Source organism: Bradyrhizobium tropiciagri (assembly GCF_018130505.1).
Lineage (GTDB): Bacteria > Pseudomonadota > Alphaproteobacteria > Rhizobiales > Xanthobacteraceae > Bradyrhizobium > Bradyrhizobium tropiciagri_B.
Genome location: NZ_JAFCKH010000025.1, coordinates 1 through 14,884 on the forward strand (window position 1 = coordinate 1; position 14,884 = coordinate 14,884).

At 64.4% G+C, this 14,884-nt stretch carries 8 protein-coding genes; 6 read left to right on the forward strand and 2 right to left on the reverse strand.

The window, feature by feature from the left end:
- The 5 genes from JQ633_RS34960 to JQ633_RS34980 all read left to right on the forward strand — a co-directional run.
- Positions 1-4,605, forward strand: a 4,605-nt coding sequence (locus tag JQ633_RS34960; protein WP_211990382.1) for a HAMP domain-containing protein, incomplete at its 5' end; no start/stop codon positions are given.
- A gap of 16 nt (positions 4,606-4,621) precedes the next feature.
- On the forward strand, positions 4,622-6,115 hold the full coding sequence (locus JQ633_RS34965) for a sensor histidine kinase (RefSeq protein WP_249159882.1): 1,494 nt from the start codon (positions 4,622-4,624) through the stop codon (positions 6,113-6,115).
- Between the two features lie 79 nt (positions 6,116-6,194).
- Positions 6,195-7,352 carry an HlyD family secretion protein gene (locus JQ633_RS34970; RefSeq protein WP_211990384.1) on the forward strand — a complete coding sequence of 386 codons (1,158 nt, stop codon included), beginning with the start codon at positions 6,195-6,197 and terminating at the stop codon, positions 7,350-7,352.
- Positions 7,349-8,962 (forward strand): DHA2 family efflux MFS transporter permease subunit, encoded by a 1,614-nt coding sequence (locus JQ633_RS34975; RefSeq protein WP_211990385.1) that lies wholly within the window; start codon positions 7,349-7,351, stop codon positions 8,960-8,962. The genes JQ633_RS34970 and JQ633_RS34975 overlap by 4 nt, the downstream gene beginning before the upstream one ends.
- Before the next feature lie 132 nt (positions 8,963-9,094).
- Positions 9,095-10,408: a PQQ-dependent sugar dehydrogenase gene (locus JQ633_RS34980; RefSeq protein WP_433995724.1), complete on the forward strand. Its 1,314-nt coding sequence runs from the start codon at positions 9,095-9,097 to the stop codon at positions 10,406-10,408.
- 50 nt (positions 10,409-10,458) lie between these two features.
- Here the strand turns inward: JQ633_RS34980 and JQ633_RS34985 are convergent, their stop codons facing one another.
- Entirely contained in the window at positions 10,459-10,716 is a 258-nt protein-coding gene (locus JQ633_RS34985) for a hypothetical protein (RefSeq protein ID WP_211990387.1), read from the reverse strand.
- A 317-nt stretch (positions 10,717-11,033) separates the two neighbouring features.
- A complete protein-coding gene (locus JQ633_RS34990; RefSeq protein WP_211990388.1) occupies positions 11,034-11,201 on the reverse strand; it encodes a hypothetical protein in 168 nt (55 codons plus the stop codon).
- 1,528 nt (positions 11,202-12,729) lie between these two features.
- Between JQ633_RS34990 and JQ633_RS34995 the strand changes: the two genes are divergently transcribed.
- On the forward strand, positions 12,730-14,884 hold a 2,155-nt coding region (locus JQ633_RS34995), incomplete at its 3' end, for a VCBS domain-containing protein (RefSeq protein WP_211990389.1).

A 14,884-nucleotide genomic window follows, 5' to 3' on the forward strand; every position in this document is an offset into this window, starting at 1 on the left:
GCCGGCACCTGGAAGGACCTGACGGAAAGCGTCAACTCGATGGCCTCGAACCTGACGGCGCAGGTCCGCAACATCGCCGAGGTCGCCACCGCCGTCGCCAAGGGCGACCTGTCGAAGAAGATCACGGTGAACGTGTCGGGCGAGATCCTTCAGCTGAAGGAAACGCTCAACACCATGGTCGACCAGCTCAACGCCTTCGCCGGCGAAGTGACGCGCGTGGCGCGCGAGGTCGGTACCGACGGCAAGCTCGGCGGCCAGGCCGAGGTGCCCGGTGTGGGCGGCACCTGGAAGGATCTCACCGACAGCGTCAACTCGATGGCGGGCAACCTGACCGCGCAGGTCCGCAACATCGCCGAGGTGGCGACCGCGATCGCCGGCGGCGACCTGTCGCGCAAGATCACCGTCGACGTCCGCGGCGAGATCCTGCAGCTGAAGGAAACGCTGAACACGATGGTCGACCAGCTCAACCGCTTCGCGGGCGAGGTGACGCGCGTGGCGCGCGAGGTCGGCACCGAGGGACGTCTTGCCGGCCAGGCCAACGTGCCCGGCGTTGCCGGCACCTGGAAGGATCTGACCGACAGCGTCAACTCGATGGCCGGCAACCTGACCGCACAGGTCCGCAACATCGCCGAGGTGACCACCGCCGTGGCGCGCGGCGACCTGTCGCGCAAGATCACGGTCGACGTGAAGGGCGAGATCCTCGAGCTGAAGAACACCATCAACACGATGGTCGACCAGCTCAACGGCTTTGCGGGTGAGGTGACGCGCGTGGCGCGCGAGGTCGGTACCGAAGGCAAGCTCGGCGGCCAGGCCGAAGTGCCCGGCGTCGCCGGCACCTGGAAGGACCTCACCGACAACGTCAACTTCATGGCGTCGAACCTGACCGCACAGGTCCGCAACATCGCCGAGGTCGCGACCGCGATCGCCGGCGGCGACCTGTCGAAGAAGATCACGGTGGACGTGCGCGGCGAGATCCTGCTGCTCAAGGACACCTTGAACACGATGGTCGAGCAGCTGCGCTCGTTCGCGGCCGAAGTGACCCGCGTGGCACGCGAGGTCGGCACCGAAGGGCGCCTCGGTGGCCAGGCCGTGGTGCCCGGCGTCGGCGGCACCTGGAAGGATCTCACCGACAACGTCAACCTGCTGGCCGCGAACCTGACCACCCAGGTCCGCAACATCGCCGAGGTGACCACGGCGGTGGCGCGCGGCGACCTGTCGCGCAAGATCACGGTCGACGTGAAGGGCGAGATCCTCGAGCTGAAGAACACCATCAACACGATGGTCGACCAGCTCAACGCCTTCGCCGGCGAGGTGACGCGCGTGGCACGCGAGGTCGGCACCGAGGGCAAGCTCGGCGGCCAGGCCGAAGTGCGCGGCGTTGCCGGCACCTGGAAGGATCTGACCGACACGGTCAACGTGATGGCGGCGAACCTGACCGAGCAGGTGCGCGGCATCGTCAAGGTGGTGACCGCTGTCGCCGACGGCGATCTGAAGCAGAACCTGACGGTGAAGTCGAAGGGCGAGGTGGCGGCGCTCGCCGACACCATCAACAACATGACCGAGACGCTGGCGACCTTCGCCGATCAGGTCACCAGCGTCGCGCGCGAAGTCGGCGTCGAGGGCCGGCTCGGCGGCCAGGCCAACGTGCCGGGTGCGGCCGGCACCTGGAAGGATCTGACCGGAAACGTCAACCTGCTCGCGGCCAATCTGACCTCGCAGGTGCGCGCGATCGCGGAAGTCGCGACCGCCGTGACCAAGGGCGACCTGACACGCTCGATCCAGGTCGACGTCCGCGGCGAGGTGGCCGAGCTGAAGGACAACATCAACACGATGATCGGCAACCTCCGTCTCACCACGGAGCGAAACACCGAGCAGGACTGGCTGAAGACCAATCTGGCGCGCTTCACCAACATGCTGCAGGGCCAGCGCGATCTCGCGACCGTCGGCCGCTCGCTGCTGACCGAGCTGGCGCCGTTGATCAACGCCCATATGGGCGTGATCTACCAGGTCGATAATCCGGAGAACCCGCAGCTGCGCCTGCTGGCGGCCTACGCCAACGACAGCACCAATCCGCATCCGCAGATCGTCCAGTTCGGCGAGGGGCTGATCGGCCAGTGCGCGCTCGACAAGCGCCAGCGCCTGGTCTCGGACATTCCCGGCGACGCCGTGCCGGTCAATTCGGCGTTGATGCGGATCATGCCGAAGAACCTCGTCGTGTTCCCGGTGCTGTTCGAGAACCAGGTCAAGGCCGTCATCGAGCTATCATCGATCTCGTGCTTCACGACGTCGCAGATCACCTTCCTCGAACAGCTGACCGACAGCATCGGCATCGTGCTCAACTCGATCGAAGCGACGATGCAGACCGAGGCCTTCCTGAAGCAGTCGCAGACGCTCGCGGGCGAGCTGCAGACGCAGCAGAAGGAGCTGCAGCAGACCAACGACCAGCTCGAGCAAAAGGCGCAGCAGCTCGCGGAACGCAACGTCGACGTCGAACGCAAGAACCAGGAAATCGAGCAGGCCCGCCGCGCGCTGGAAGAGAAGGCCACCGAACTGTCGCTGACCTCGAAGTACAAGTCCGAATTCCTCGCCAACATGTCGCACGAGCTGCGCACGCCGCTGAACTCGATCCTGATCCTCGGACAGCAGCTTACCGAGAACCCCGATGGCAACCTGACCGGCAAGCAGGTCGAGTTCGCGCGCACCATTCACGGCGCCGGCACCGATCTGCTCAATCTGATCAGCGACATCCTCGACCTCTCCAAGATCGAGTCCGGCACGGTCACGGTCGACGCCGAGGAGATCCTGACGTCGAGCCTGCTGGAGACCGTCGGACGGCCGTTCCGCCACGAGGCCGAGAACCGCCATCTGTCCTTCAGCATCGATGTCGACGGCAATCTCGCCCGCAGCATGGTCACCGACTCCAAGCGGTTGCAGCAGGTGCTGAAGAACCTGCTGTCGAACGCGTTCAAGTTCACCGCGGAAGGCGGGGTCAGCCTGACCGTGTCGGCCGCCGTCGGCGGCTGGAGCGTCGAACATCCGATCCTCAACGCCGCGCCGGCCGTCGTCGCGTTCGAAGTGTCGGACACCGGCATCGGCATTCCCCAGGACAAGCAGAAGCTGATCTTCGAGGCGTTCCAGCAGGCCGACGCCGGTACCAGCCGCAAATACGGCGGTACTGGTCTCGGCCTCGCGATCAGCCGCGAGCTCGCAAGCCTGCTCGGCGGCGAGATCCATCTGCGCAGCGCGCCCGGCAAGGGCTCCACCTTCACGCTCTATCTGCCGCTGAAATATGCCGGACCGTCGGTGGCGTTGCGTTCACAGGGGCAACCTGTGCCGATGCCGCACACCGCGGCTCCGTCGCTGCAAGTGTCGTCCGGGCAGGAGCGGGCGGTCGAGCAGCTTGCCGACGACCGGCTCGATCTCGAGGCCGGCGACACGATCCTTCTGATTGTCGAGGACGATCCGCACTATGCGCGGGTCCTGATCGATCTCGCCCGCGACAAGGGCTTCAAGGTGCTGATCGCGACCCGCGGCACGGAAGCGCTGGACCTTGCCAAGCAGTTCCAGCCGACCGCAGTGTCGCTCGACGTGTTCCTGCCGGACATGCTGGGCTGGTCGGTGCTGAGCCAGCTCAAGCACAACCCGCTGACCCGGCACATCCCGGTGCAGATCATCACGCTCGACGAAGACCGCCAGCACGCGCTGGCCCGCGGCGCGTTCTCCTTCGTCAACAAGCCGACCACGACCGAGGGCGTCAGCGCCGCGCTGTCGCAGATCAAGGAATACGCCAAGCCGCGCCGCAAGCGCCTGTTGATCGTCGAGGACAACGCCGCCGAGCAGCTCAGCATCCGGGAGCTGCTCGGGCACGAGGATATCGAGATCGTGACCACCGATACCGGGGCAGGGGCGCTGTCGACGCTGCGTGAAAATCCCTGCGACTGCGTGGTGCTCGACCTGCGGCTGCCCGACATGAGCGGCTTCGAGGTGCTTGACCAGATCCGCAAGGACGATGCGCTGTCCAATGTTCCCGTGGTGGTATTCACGGGCCGGGAACTCTCGGCCGAGGAGGACGCGGAACTTCACACCATGGCGCGCAGCATCGTCGTCAAGGGCGTGGAATCGCCGGAGCGCCTGCTCGACGAAACGTCACTGTTCCTGCACCGTGTGATCACGGAATTGCCCCTCGAAAAACAGAGGATGCTGGAGAAGCTCAATAGTTCCGACGAGGATCTGATTGGCAAGACCGCGCTGCTGGTCGACGACGATGCCCGCAACATCTTCGCGCTGTCGAGTGTGCTCGAGCGGCGCGGTATGAAGGTGCTGACTGCGACAACGGGTCATGAAGCAATCTCGCTGGTGGAATCCAATCCGAAGATCGCGATCGTGCTGATGGACATCATGATGCCGCAGATGGACGGTTACCAGACCATCGGTGCGATCAGGCAAAATCCCGCGTTCGCGCGGCTGCCGATCATTGCGCTGACGGCGAAGGCGATGAAGGGCGACCGCGAGAAATGCCTGGAAGCGGGCGCATCCGATTACCTGGCAAAACCCGTCAATACCGAACAGCTGCTGCTTGCGATCCGCATGTGGCTGCACCGCTGATCGGCGACCGAACATGATGGACAACGAAAAGGTCAACATTCTTCTGGTCGATGACCAACCAGCGAAGCTGCTGGCCTATGAGGTCATCCTCAAGGAGCTCGGCGAGAGCCTCGTGGCCGTGTCGTCGGGCCGCGACGCGCTGGAGTTCCTGCTCAAGAACGAAGTCGCGGTCATCCTGGTCGACGTCTGCATGCCCGAGCTCGACGGCTTCGAGCTCGCGGCAATGATCCGCGAGCATCCGCGCTTCCAGAAGACCGCGATGATCTTCATCTCCGCAATCCAGGTCAGCGATATCGACCGGCTGCGCGGCTATGAGATGGGCGCCGTCGACTATGTGCCGGTTCCCGTTGTACCCGAAGTGTTGCGCGCGAAGATCCGCGTGTTCGCCGAGCTGTACCGCAAGACAAGGCAGCTCGAGCGCCTCAATTCCGAGCTCGAGGATCGCGTGCGGGCGCGCACCGCCGAGCTCGAGCAATCGACCGCGCGGCTGGTGCAGAGTGAACAGCGCCGCAGCATGGCGATCGCCGCGGGCAAGATGGGCTCGTGGGACTGGGACTGGGTCAACGGCGACTGGATGTGGGACGAAGGGCAGTACAAGATCTTCGGCGTCGATCCGAAGTCATTCCAGCTCACCTCCGAAAACATCCAGAAACTGTTCCATCCGGACGACGCCGAAGGTCTCAAGCGCGCTTGGGCCGGCTTTGACAGCGGACAGACCTCCTATGAGACCGAGTTCCGCGTGATGCGTCCGGACGGCGACGTGCGCTGGTGTGTCGGCACCGCTGCGGCGACCAGCGATCGCAACGGCAAGGTGGTACGAGTGAGCGGCGTCACCGTCGACATCACCGATCGGAAGAAGGCCGAGGAGCGCCAGAGCCTGCTGACCCGCGAGGTCGATCACCGCGCCAAGAATGCGCTGGCGCTGGCGCAATCGATCGTGCGGCTGACCCGCGCGCAGAACATGAATGCCTATGTGCGCGCGGTCGAGGGCCGCATCACCGCGCTGGCGCGGGTCCACACCGTGCTGTCGCTGTCGAGCTGGCAGGGTGCCGAGATCAGGCGGCTGGTGACCGAGGAGATCGCTCCTTACTCCGAAGCCGGACAGATCCAGATCGAGGGCGCGGAGGTGCAGTTGCAGCCCGCGACCGCGCAGACGCTGGCGCTCGCGCTGCATGAGCTCGTCACCAACTCGGCCAAGTATGGCAGCCTGTCGGTGTTGTCGGGCCGGCTTGCGATCACCTGGGACGTGCAGGACAACATGCTGATCCTGGCCTGGGTGGAATCCGGCGGGCCCCAGGTGACCAAACCGACGCAGAAGGGCTTTGGCACGCGGAGCGTGATCGCCAGTATAGAGACCCAGCTCGGCGGACACGCCGATTTCGACTGGCGGCGCGAAGGCCTGGTCTGCCGCCTGAACGTTCCGCTCAAGACCGGCGTCGCCGAGGGCACGACCTATCGCGACATGGCGGCTCCCGAGCGTCAGCCCGCGCTCAGTTCCAGGGCGGTATAGACATTTCAGCAGGAACCAAGCGTCCGACCTTCCGGTTATCGGGGTCGATTGCCGCCGTTCCTGAGTTTGAGGTGCAGCCTTGGATACCCAAGCCCGAGAGCGCGGGCCGTCCGCGGAGACACCGCGGCCGCCGCTGCGCACCCCGGAGCAGAAATCCCCGCCGGACAAGGGTTCGAAACCGACGCAAGCTGCGGAAGACAAGCCGTCACTGCGCGCGCGTCTGCGCGAGCACTGGATCCTGGCCACTGCGGGCGCATGCCTGCTGCTGATCGCGCTGATCGGCGGCGTGACCTGGTGGCTCGACATCCGTCACTATGAATCGACCGACGACGCGTTCGTTGCCGCGCGCAGCTTCGCCGTGGCGTCGAAGGTCGGCGGTTATGTCGTCGACGTTCCCGTCACCGATAACCAGCACGTCAATGCCGGCGACCTGCTGGCGAGGATCGACGAGCGCGACTACCGGATCGCGGTCGATCAGGCGACCGCACAGGTGGCGGTCGCGGAAGCCAACATCGCCAATGTCGAGGCGCAGCTCGACAGCCAGCAGGAGCAGATCAAGCAGGCGAGGGCACAGGCGCAGCAGGCCGAGGCGCAGTTGAAGTTTGCCGAGGAGGAGGCGGCGCGCGCGCAGAATCTGGTCGAGAAAGGCGCCGGCACGGTGCAGCGGCAACAGCAGACACGATCGGATCTCGACGCTCAGCAAGCCAACAGTACCCGCGCCAGGACGGCCGTGACCGCGGCCGAGCTCGGCGTCAAGACGCTGGAGGCGCAGCGCAAGAGCAGCCAGGCGTCGCGCGAGCAGGCCCAGGCGCAGCTCGATCAGGCGAAGCTGAACATGCAATACACACGTGTCGTCGCCGCGCAGTCCGGGCGCGTCGTCAAGTTGACCGGTGCGGTCGGCACCTACGTTGCGCCCGCCCAGAGCCTGATGATGTTCGTCCCCGACGAGGTCTGGATCACGGCAAACTACAAGGAGACGCAGCTCACCGACATGCGCCCCGGCCAGCCGGTCGAAATCAGGATCGACGCCTATCCGGGACGCAAGCTGACCGGCCACGTCGCCTCGGTCCAGCCAGGCTCCGGCACGGCGTTCAGCCTGCTGCCTGCGGAGAATGCGACCGGCAATTTCGTCAAGGTGGTGCAGCGCGTTCCCGTCAAGATCGTGGTCGACAACTGGCCTGACGACGTGCCGGTCGGTCCGGGCATGTCGGTCGTGCCCTGGACCCGGGTGCGATGAGCGATGTAGTCGACGGCACTGGCGCGTCGTGGTCGCCGGAGCGCTCGGCCGCCGGTGGACACAATCCGTATCTAATCGCTTTCGTCGTCTCGATCGCGACCTTCATGGAAGTGCTCGACACCACGATCGCCAATGTGGCGCTGCGCCACATCGCCGGCGGGCTTGCCGTCGGCATCGACGAGAGCACCTACGTCATCACCAGCTATTTGGTCGCCAACGCGATCGTGCTGTCGATCTCGGGCTGGCTGTCGACCGTGATCGGCCGCAAGCGCTTCTACATGATCTGCGTCACAACCTTCGCATCCGCTTCGCTGCTGTGCGGATTTGCCTGGAGCCTGGAGGCGCTGGTCCTGTTCCGGATCATCCAGGGTCTCGGCGGCGGCGGAATGGCGACCAGCGAGCAGGCGATCCTCGCCGATTCCTTTCCGCCCGCGAAGCGCGGCCAGGCCTTCGCCATCTACGGCGTGGCGGTGGTGGTCGCGCCGGTGATCGGTCCGACATTAGGGGGCTGGATCACCGACACCTACACCTGGCACTGGATCTTCCTGATCAACGTGCCGATGGGATTGCTCTCGCTGTTTCTGGTCGGCACGCTGGTGAAAGAGCCGTCCGGTGCCGAAGACGAGCGCAAGGAGCTGCTGAGGAACGGCCTGCGGGTCGACTATGTCGGGTTCGTGCTGGTCGCGATAGGGCTCGGCTCGCTCGAATTCGTGCTCGACGAGGGCCAGCGCAAGGACTGGTTCGGCTCCAGCATGATCCTCGGCTTTGCATTGGCCGCCGCGTTCTGCCTGATAGCGCTGATCCCGTGGGAACTGACGCGTAAGGATCCGATCGTCGATATACGTTTGCTGGGACGCCGCCAGTTCGGATCGTGCTTCCTGGTGATGCTCTGCACCGGCGCGGTCCTGATCTCGTCGACGCAACTTCTGCCGCAACTGCTGCAGACCGAGCTCAACTACACCGCGCTGCTGGCGGGGCTGGCGCTGTCGCCCGGTGGCATCGTCACGCTGATCCTGATGCCGGTGGTCGGCATTCTCGTCAGCCGGGTGCAACCCAAATATCTGATCGCGATGGGCGGCGTCATCGTCGCCTACGCGATGTGGCATCTGACCGGGCTGACCGGGGACATCACCTACGGTTACGCGGCGGTGGCCAGAATCTTCCTCTCCGCAGGACTTCCGTTCCTGTTCCTGCCGGTCACGACCGCGTCCTATGACGGCGTGCCGCCGGACAAGACCAATCAGGCGTCGGCGCTGATCAACGTCGCGCGCAATATCGGCGGATCAATCGGCGTCGCACTGGCACAGACGGCGCTGGCACAGCGCCAGCAATTCCATCAGAGCCGGCTGGTCGAGCACGCCGCGCCCTCCGACCTCGGGTATCAGCAAACCATCGATACGATGACGCGCTACTTCCAGGCCCAGGGCTCCAACGCCTCCGACGCCGCATCGCAGGCAATCGCCTGGGTCGGACAGACCCTGCAGCGGCAAGTCGATCTGCTCGCCTATATCGACGTGTTCTGGATGCTCGCGCTGATCGGCCTTGCGATGATTCCGCTGGCATTGATCATCAAACCGATCGACCTGACGGCACCGCCCAAAGGTCATTGAGGTGCCGGCTTTAGCAGACGACATTGTGAAGAAGGCCTGTCACCGACCTGCGTTACGCTGCGCCACACCGGAACCGTCGCCGAACCTTGCGCGAGGAGAACGATGCCCAAAGCCAATGTTGTCGGCGCGAGCATGTGGATCGTCGTCGCGTTCGCAATGAGCATCGCGCGATCTGATGCCGAGCCGGTGCTCAAGGGCGCGGAGGCGTTCGGCGACTGGCAGCGTGACAAGCCCGGCACCGTCAGGCTGATCACGCCGCAAGATCTGCCGAAGCCCGGCGCGACGCCCTCCAGCAGCAATTCGTCCCGCGTCGTGACGCGGCCCGCGTCGGTGGTCCCGAAAGTGCCGCCTGGATTCAAGATCGAGCTGTTTGCCGACGGACTGCGCGGACCGAGGATTATCCGGACTGCGCCGAACGGCGATATCTTCGTCGCCGAGACCAGCGGCGGCCGCATCCGTGTCCTGCGCAGCGCGGCGGGGGCCGCCACGCCTGCAACCAACGAGGTCTATGCAACGGGGTTGAGCCGGCCGTTCGGAATCGCCTTCTTCCCGAACGGCGACAATCCGCAATGGCTCTATGTCGCCAACACCGACAGCGTGGTGCGCTTTGCCTATCGCAACGGCGATCTCACGGCCACGGGCAAGCCCGAGACCGTCGTCGCCCGGCTTCCGGCCGGCTACGGCCATTCTACCCGCGACATCGTGTTCACCCCGGACGACAAACGGATGCTGGTCTCGGTCGGTTCCGCCGGCAATGCCGGCGAGGGGCTTGGGCGGCCGCCGGAGGGCATCGAGGCCTGGAGCCGCGACCGCGCGCTCGGCGCCGCCTGGGGCTCTGAAACCGACCGGGCCGCGGTGCTGGCGTTCGATCCCGACGGCAAGAACCAGAAGCTGTTCGCGACTGGCATCCGCAACTGCGTCGGCCTTGCGATCCAGCCTGCGACGGGAACGCCCTGGTGCTCGACCAACGAGCGCGATGGCCGCGGCGACAACCTGGTGCCGGATTACGTGACGCGGATCCGCGAAGGCGCGTTCTACGGCTGGCCGTGGTTCTACATCGGCGCCAATGAGGACCCGGCCCATGTCGGCGTGCGCCCCGACCTCAAGGACAAGGTGACGGTTCCCGACGTGCTGCTGCAGGCGCATTCGGCCTCGCTCGGCCTGACCTTCTACACCGGCAACAGCTTTCCACCCGAGTATCGCGGCGACGGCTTTGCCGCCGAGCACGGTTCGTGGAATCGCGCCAAGCGGACTGGCTACAAGGTCGTGCGAATCAGGCTGAAGGACGGCGTTCCGACCGGCGAGTACGAGGATTTCGTCACCGGCTTTGTCATCGGAGACAACGAGGTCTGGGGCCGTCCGGTCGGCGTCACCGTGGCACGCGACGGCGCGCTGCTGGTCTCGGAAGACGGCAACGGGACGATCTGGCGCGTCAGCCGCGAGTAGCGGTAGTGCGAGTTGGCGGTGGTCCACCGGCGGCGCGACGCCGCCGGTCGCTAGCCCAATCCATCCTTGAGACCATATTCCTCGTAAATGGTCAGAGGGTCGCTATCGGGAAACAGCCTGCATTTGGCCTGCGCCAGATGCAGCGTGACGGCACCGGCTTCGCATCGGGCGCCGAGCAGCTTGCGGACATCTTCCATATGCGCGCGGGGCTGATGCTTCGACGGAAGCTGTTCGAGCGCGACCAGCGCTGTGGCCAGCGCTTCGGTGACCACCCAGTCGTCGTGTCCGGTAATTCCTTTTCGCGGCATCGCCACACCTCCCGTGCCACCGGCGCGACATTCTAACGCAAGGTGGGTGGGGGCTGTCATCAGCCAACATGATCCGATTGGATGGGAACTATCCGGCAGGCAGCGCCCCCGATCGGGTGCGCCGAGATCGCGCATGGCGGGACGCGCAGGCAAGGGCCTAGATCAGCGGAGCAATCCCGCAGCTTCACCCCGCCAGAATGTTCGAGCCCTATCTGTCAGCCTGGAGCCTCGTCCCTGACGGCGAGCCGATCCTCACCCACGCCGCGCGGCTGTTGCCGGTGCGGCGGCAAGGCGCGCCGGCGATGCTGAAACAGCGATTACGCCGCCACGGCGCTCGCCCCGGTCAGCGACACGCTGAGGATCCGCCACTTCGACGTATCGAAGAAATACGTCGCCTTGATATGCGCGGAAGCGGAATCCGGCGCCTCGATTACGGTGTGGAATTTCCGCGTTCCATCGCTCAGCGAAATCCGGAATGTCTGCATTGCGTCGAATCCTCCAGCTGCCGGATGCTGCGGCAGGGAGGGTTAAGCTTTGGTTGCCCGCCGGCGGAGAAGGACGATGTCGAATCAATTGCGCCGACCTGGCCTTGATGAAACCTTGGCCGGGTATCGGCGTTCTTCACGACAAGGGGGCTTGTACAGCTGAGGAACCGGCAGATGCGAGTGAACCCGGAAGAGTTTGTCGAGCTTTCGAACCACGGCCTGATGAGATTGCGATGCGCAGTAGCTCGAGCCATGGTGCTGCTTCCGGGCGAACGCAGTAGCGCCACCATTGTCCGGCTGAGCGAGCCCTCGGTTCTCAAGTTCAAAGCCATAAAGGATTTGTCGAAAGCGTTCTCGGGCACGAGCCGCTCGACATCGGATTCCTCGCCCCGCGCGCAACGTCGCAAAACACGATCGACATCTCACCGTCAGCCGGTAACGCCAGCTCGGCCGAAGCCGAAGAGCAATCGTCGGACGAAGTCGCAGAGCAGACAACAACGCGCTAGGAGCTGATCTCCACGCGGCTCGTGGCGTCACTTCGGGGGCCGCGCCTTGAATTTTGGCCGTCTCGCTCGCAAGGGAGTTGCGCGCTCCCAAAATGTCGAGAACAACCCCATGCAAAGTAGCGGACGGGAGGTCCCGTCGGTGATCACCGCCGCTGGGGTCTGACGCGACCCCACCCCGCAATACCGGAACTTCAGCCGGCTCAAAAGTTCCCACAGTATCGGGGTCCCGCCGGACCACCGTAAGATTCCGGGGATGGGTCTTCGGCGATCACGGCTAAGTCCGTGGCCCAGCTAAATTAATGGTTAAACAAGCGCAAACCCCGATCATGTAGACGATCGCACAAATTTGCTGCAATCTGCACGCGGATTGGGTTAAGAAATCGCTACTTGGCCGGACCTGTCACCAGGGATGACCAGGGGATTTGCAGATACGTAACGACTGAATTTAAACGACAAGAAATTTCCAAGGTGCGGTTGTGCGGAACCGAACACCTAGCAGGCAGGGCTATGGCGGTCGGAGTCATTTCACAGTAGGCGAAAGTATTTATTTGCGACGGGCAGATTTTTCTTTGGCCGGATGCCCATGTTTTTCGATGGGCGTTTGTCTTTCGGTGAATTGAGCTGCGAACGCTCCTGCTCTGCATCAGCAGGGTAAGGGAGTGCGCATTGGTTCGCGTTGTATTGCCCCGCATCGCGGCGCAGTTGCCGTTCGAGAGGCCTGGAATCGAAACGCGCCCGCAGGGCATTTCGATCGCTTCAAGCTATCGTCCTTCTCTTCTTCCGCTGATCCACCCGCAAGTTCGCCGGCAGACGACCCGCCGGCGGCGGATGATCTACGTTCTTCGAGCCGCGGCTACCGCCGGCGGCTTCTTCATCAAAGCGATCCGGAACTCTTGGCGCCGACAGCGCGCCGCAACCATGAATCCGGGTCGAGATTTCAGACCTCGAGCGATTTGAACTTGAAGCAGCGGGTCGGCCCCGACCGACTTTTTTATTGCGAATGATATTTTGGAGCTGAACTCATGGCTGGCGCCAGCGGAACGACAATTCTCTCGGGCACATCGGCAAGCGACAATTTGGTCGGCGGGTCGGGCGATGACATCCTCTCCGGCGGCGCGGGAAGTGATCGCCTGAACGGCGGGTCGGGCGATGACGTCCTCAACGGGGGCAGTGGTTTCGACACACTTTTGGGAGGATCGGGCTCGGACATCCTGATCTACAAGGCTTATGAAAATCAGTACATCCTCGGATCAGTTGGCTTCAGCGCGACAAACCAGCAGATCAGCGGAGGGGTGGTTTACTCGGGAACGGACCAAACGACGCTCGGAAGCGTCGGGAGCCAGTCGACGATCTCGGGATCTTCATTCCAGGGATACGATTCCTACGACGGCGGAAATGGCGCGGTTCAGGCCGGCAAGGCGGGAGCCACTCCTGATGCCGACACACTTCAGATTTGGCTAAGCGCTGCGCAACTCGCAGACGGCAACATTCAGGCTGAAATCTCCTACTACAAAAACGTCTGGGTCCCGGCGCATGTCAATGCGAAGACCGGGCAGGCCGATGGGACCGTCTACACGTTCAAGACCTTGAATTTGCAGGTCGCTGCGATCGAGAACGTCGAGGTTCGCGATAGCTTTGGCGTTCTTACCATTGCGGCGAAGGCGGACACCGCTTCGGCGACCGAAGCAGGCGGCGTCAACAACGCAACGCCCGGTGTAAATCCGACGGGCAACGTTCTGACGAACGATTTTGATTTCAGTGCTGCGATGAAGTCGGTTGCCGGCGTTGCCGCTGGTACGACGAGTGCAACCTTGAACACAGGTGCCGGGACCGACATCGTCGGCGCGCACGGCACCCTGCATCTCAACGTCGACGGCTCATACACCTACAACGTGAACAATGCCGATGCGGCGGTGAACGCACTGCCGACGTTCAACGATACGCTCACCGACGTTTTTTCGTACACGGTCAAGGATACCGCGGGAGCGACCGCGACGACCACGTTGACCGTTACGATTCACGGTGCCAACGACGCCGCGACGATCACGGCGTCGGCGAGCGAAGACCCCGCAGTGACCGAGGCGGGCGCGGGCAACGGGAGCACTCCGGCAACCGCCGGCGATGCCACCGCCGGCGGCAAGCTGACTGTCCATGACGTCGATACCGGGCAGGCGAACTTTGCTGCTGTGACTCCGGCTTCGCTGTCCGGCACCTACGGCACCTTCAGCTTCAACTCCGCCACCGGCGTCTGGGGCTACACGCTCGACAACGGCAGGGCCGCGACCGATGCGCTGACCGACGGCCAGCACGTCACCGACACGCTGATCGTGAGCTCGGCCGACGGCACCGCCAGCCAGACCATCACCGTCAACATCACCGGCGCCAACGATGCGGCGACGATCACGACCTCGGGCATCCAGGACACCGCGGTGACCGAAGCCGGGGCCGGCAACGGCACTGTTCTGGCAACCACCGGCGATGCCACCGCGGGCGGCACGCTGACCGTCCACGACGTCGACACCGGGGAAGCGCATTTTGCCGACGTGGCGCCGGCGGCGCTGTCCGGCACCTACGGCACCTTCAGCTTCAACTCCGCCACCGGCGTCTGGGGCTATACGCTCGACAACGGCAAGGCGGCGACCGACGCGCTGACCGACGGCCAGCACGTCACCGACACGCTGACGGTGAGCTCGGCCGACGGCACCGCGAGCCAGACCATCACCGTCAACATCACCGGCGCCAACGATGCGGCGACGATCTCGACTTCGGGCATCCAGGACACCGCGGTGACCGAAGCCGGGGCCGGCAACGGCACTGTTCCGCCCACCACCGGCGATGCCACCGCGGGCGGCACGCTGACCGTCCACGACGTCGATACCGGGGAGGCGCATTTTGCCGCCGTCGATCCGGCGGATTTGGTCGGCACCTACGGCACCTTCAGCTTCGATTCCGTGACCGGCGTCTGGGGCTACACGCTCGACAACGGCAAGGCGGCGACCGACGCGCTGACCGACGGCCAGCACGTCACCGACACGCTGATCGTGAGCTCGGCCGACGGCACCGCGAGCCAGACCATCACCGTCAACATCACCGGCGCCAACGATGCGGCGACGATCTCGACTTCGGGCATCCAGGACACCGCGGTGACCGAGGATGGTGCCGGCAACGGCACTGTTC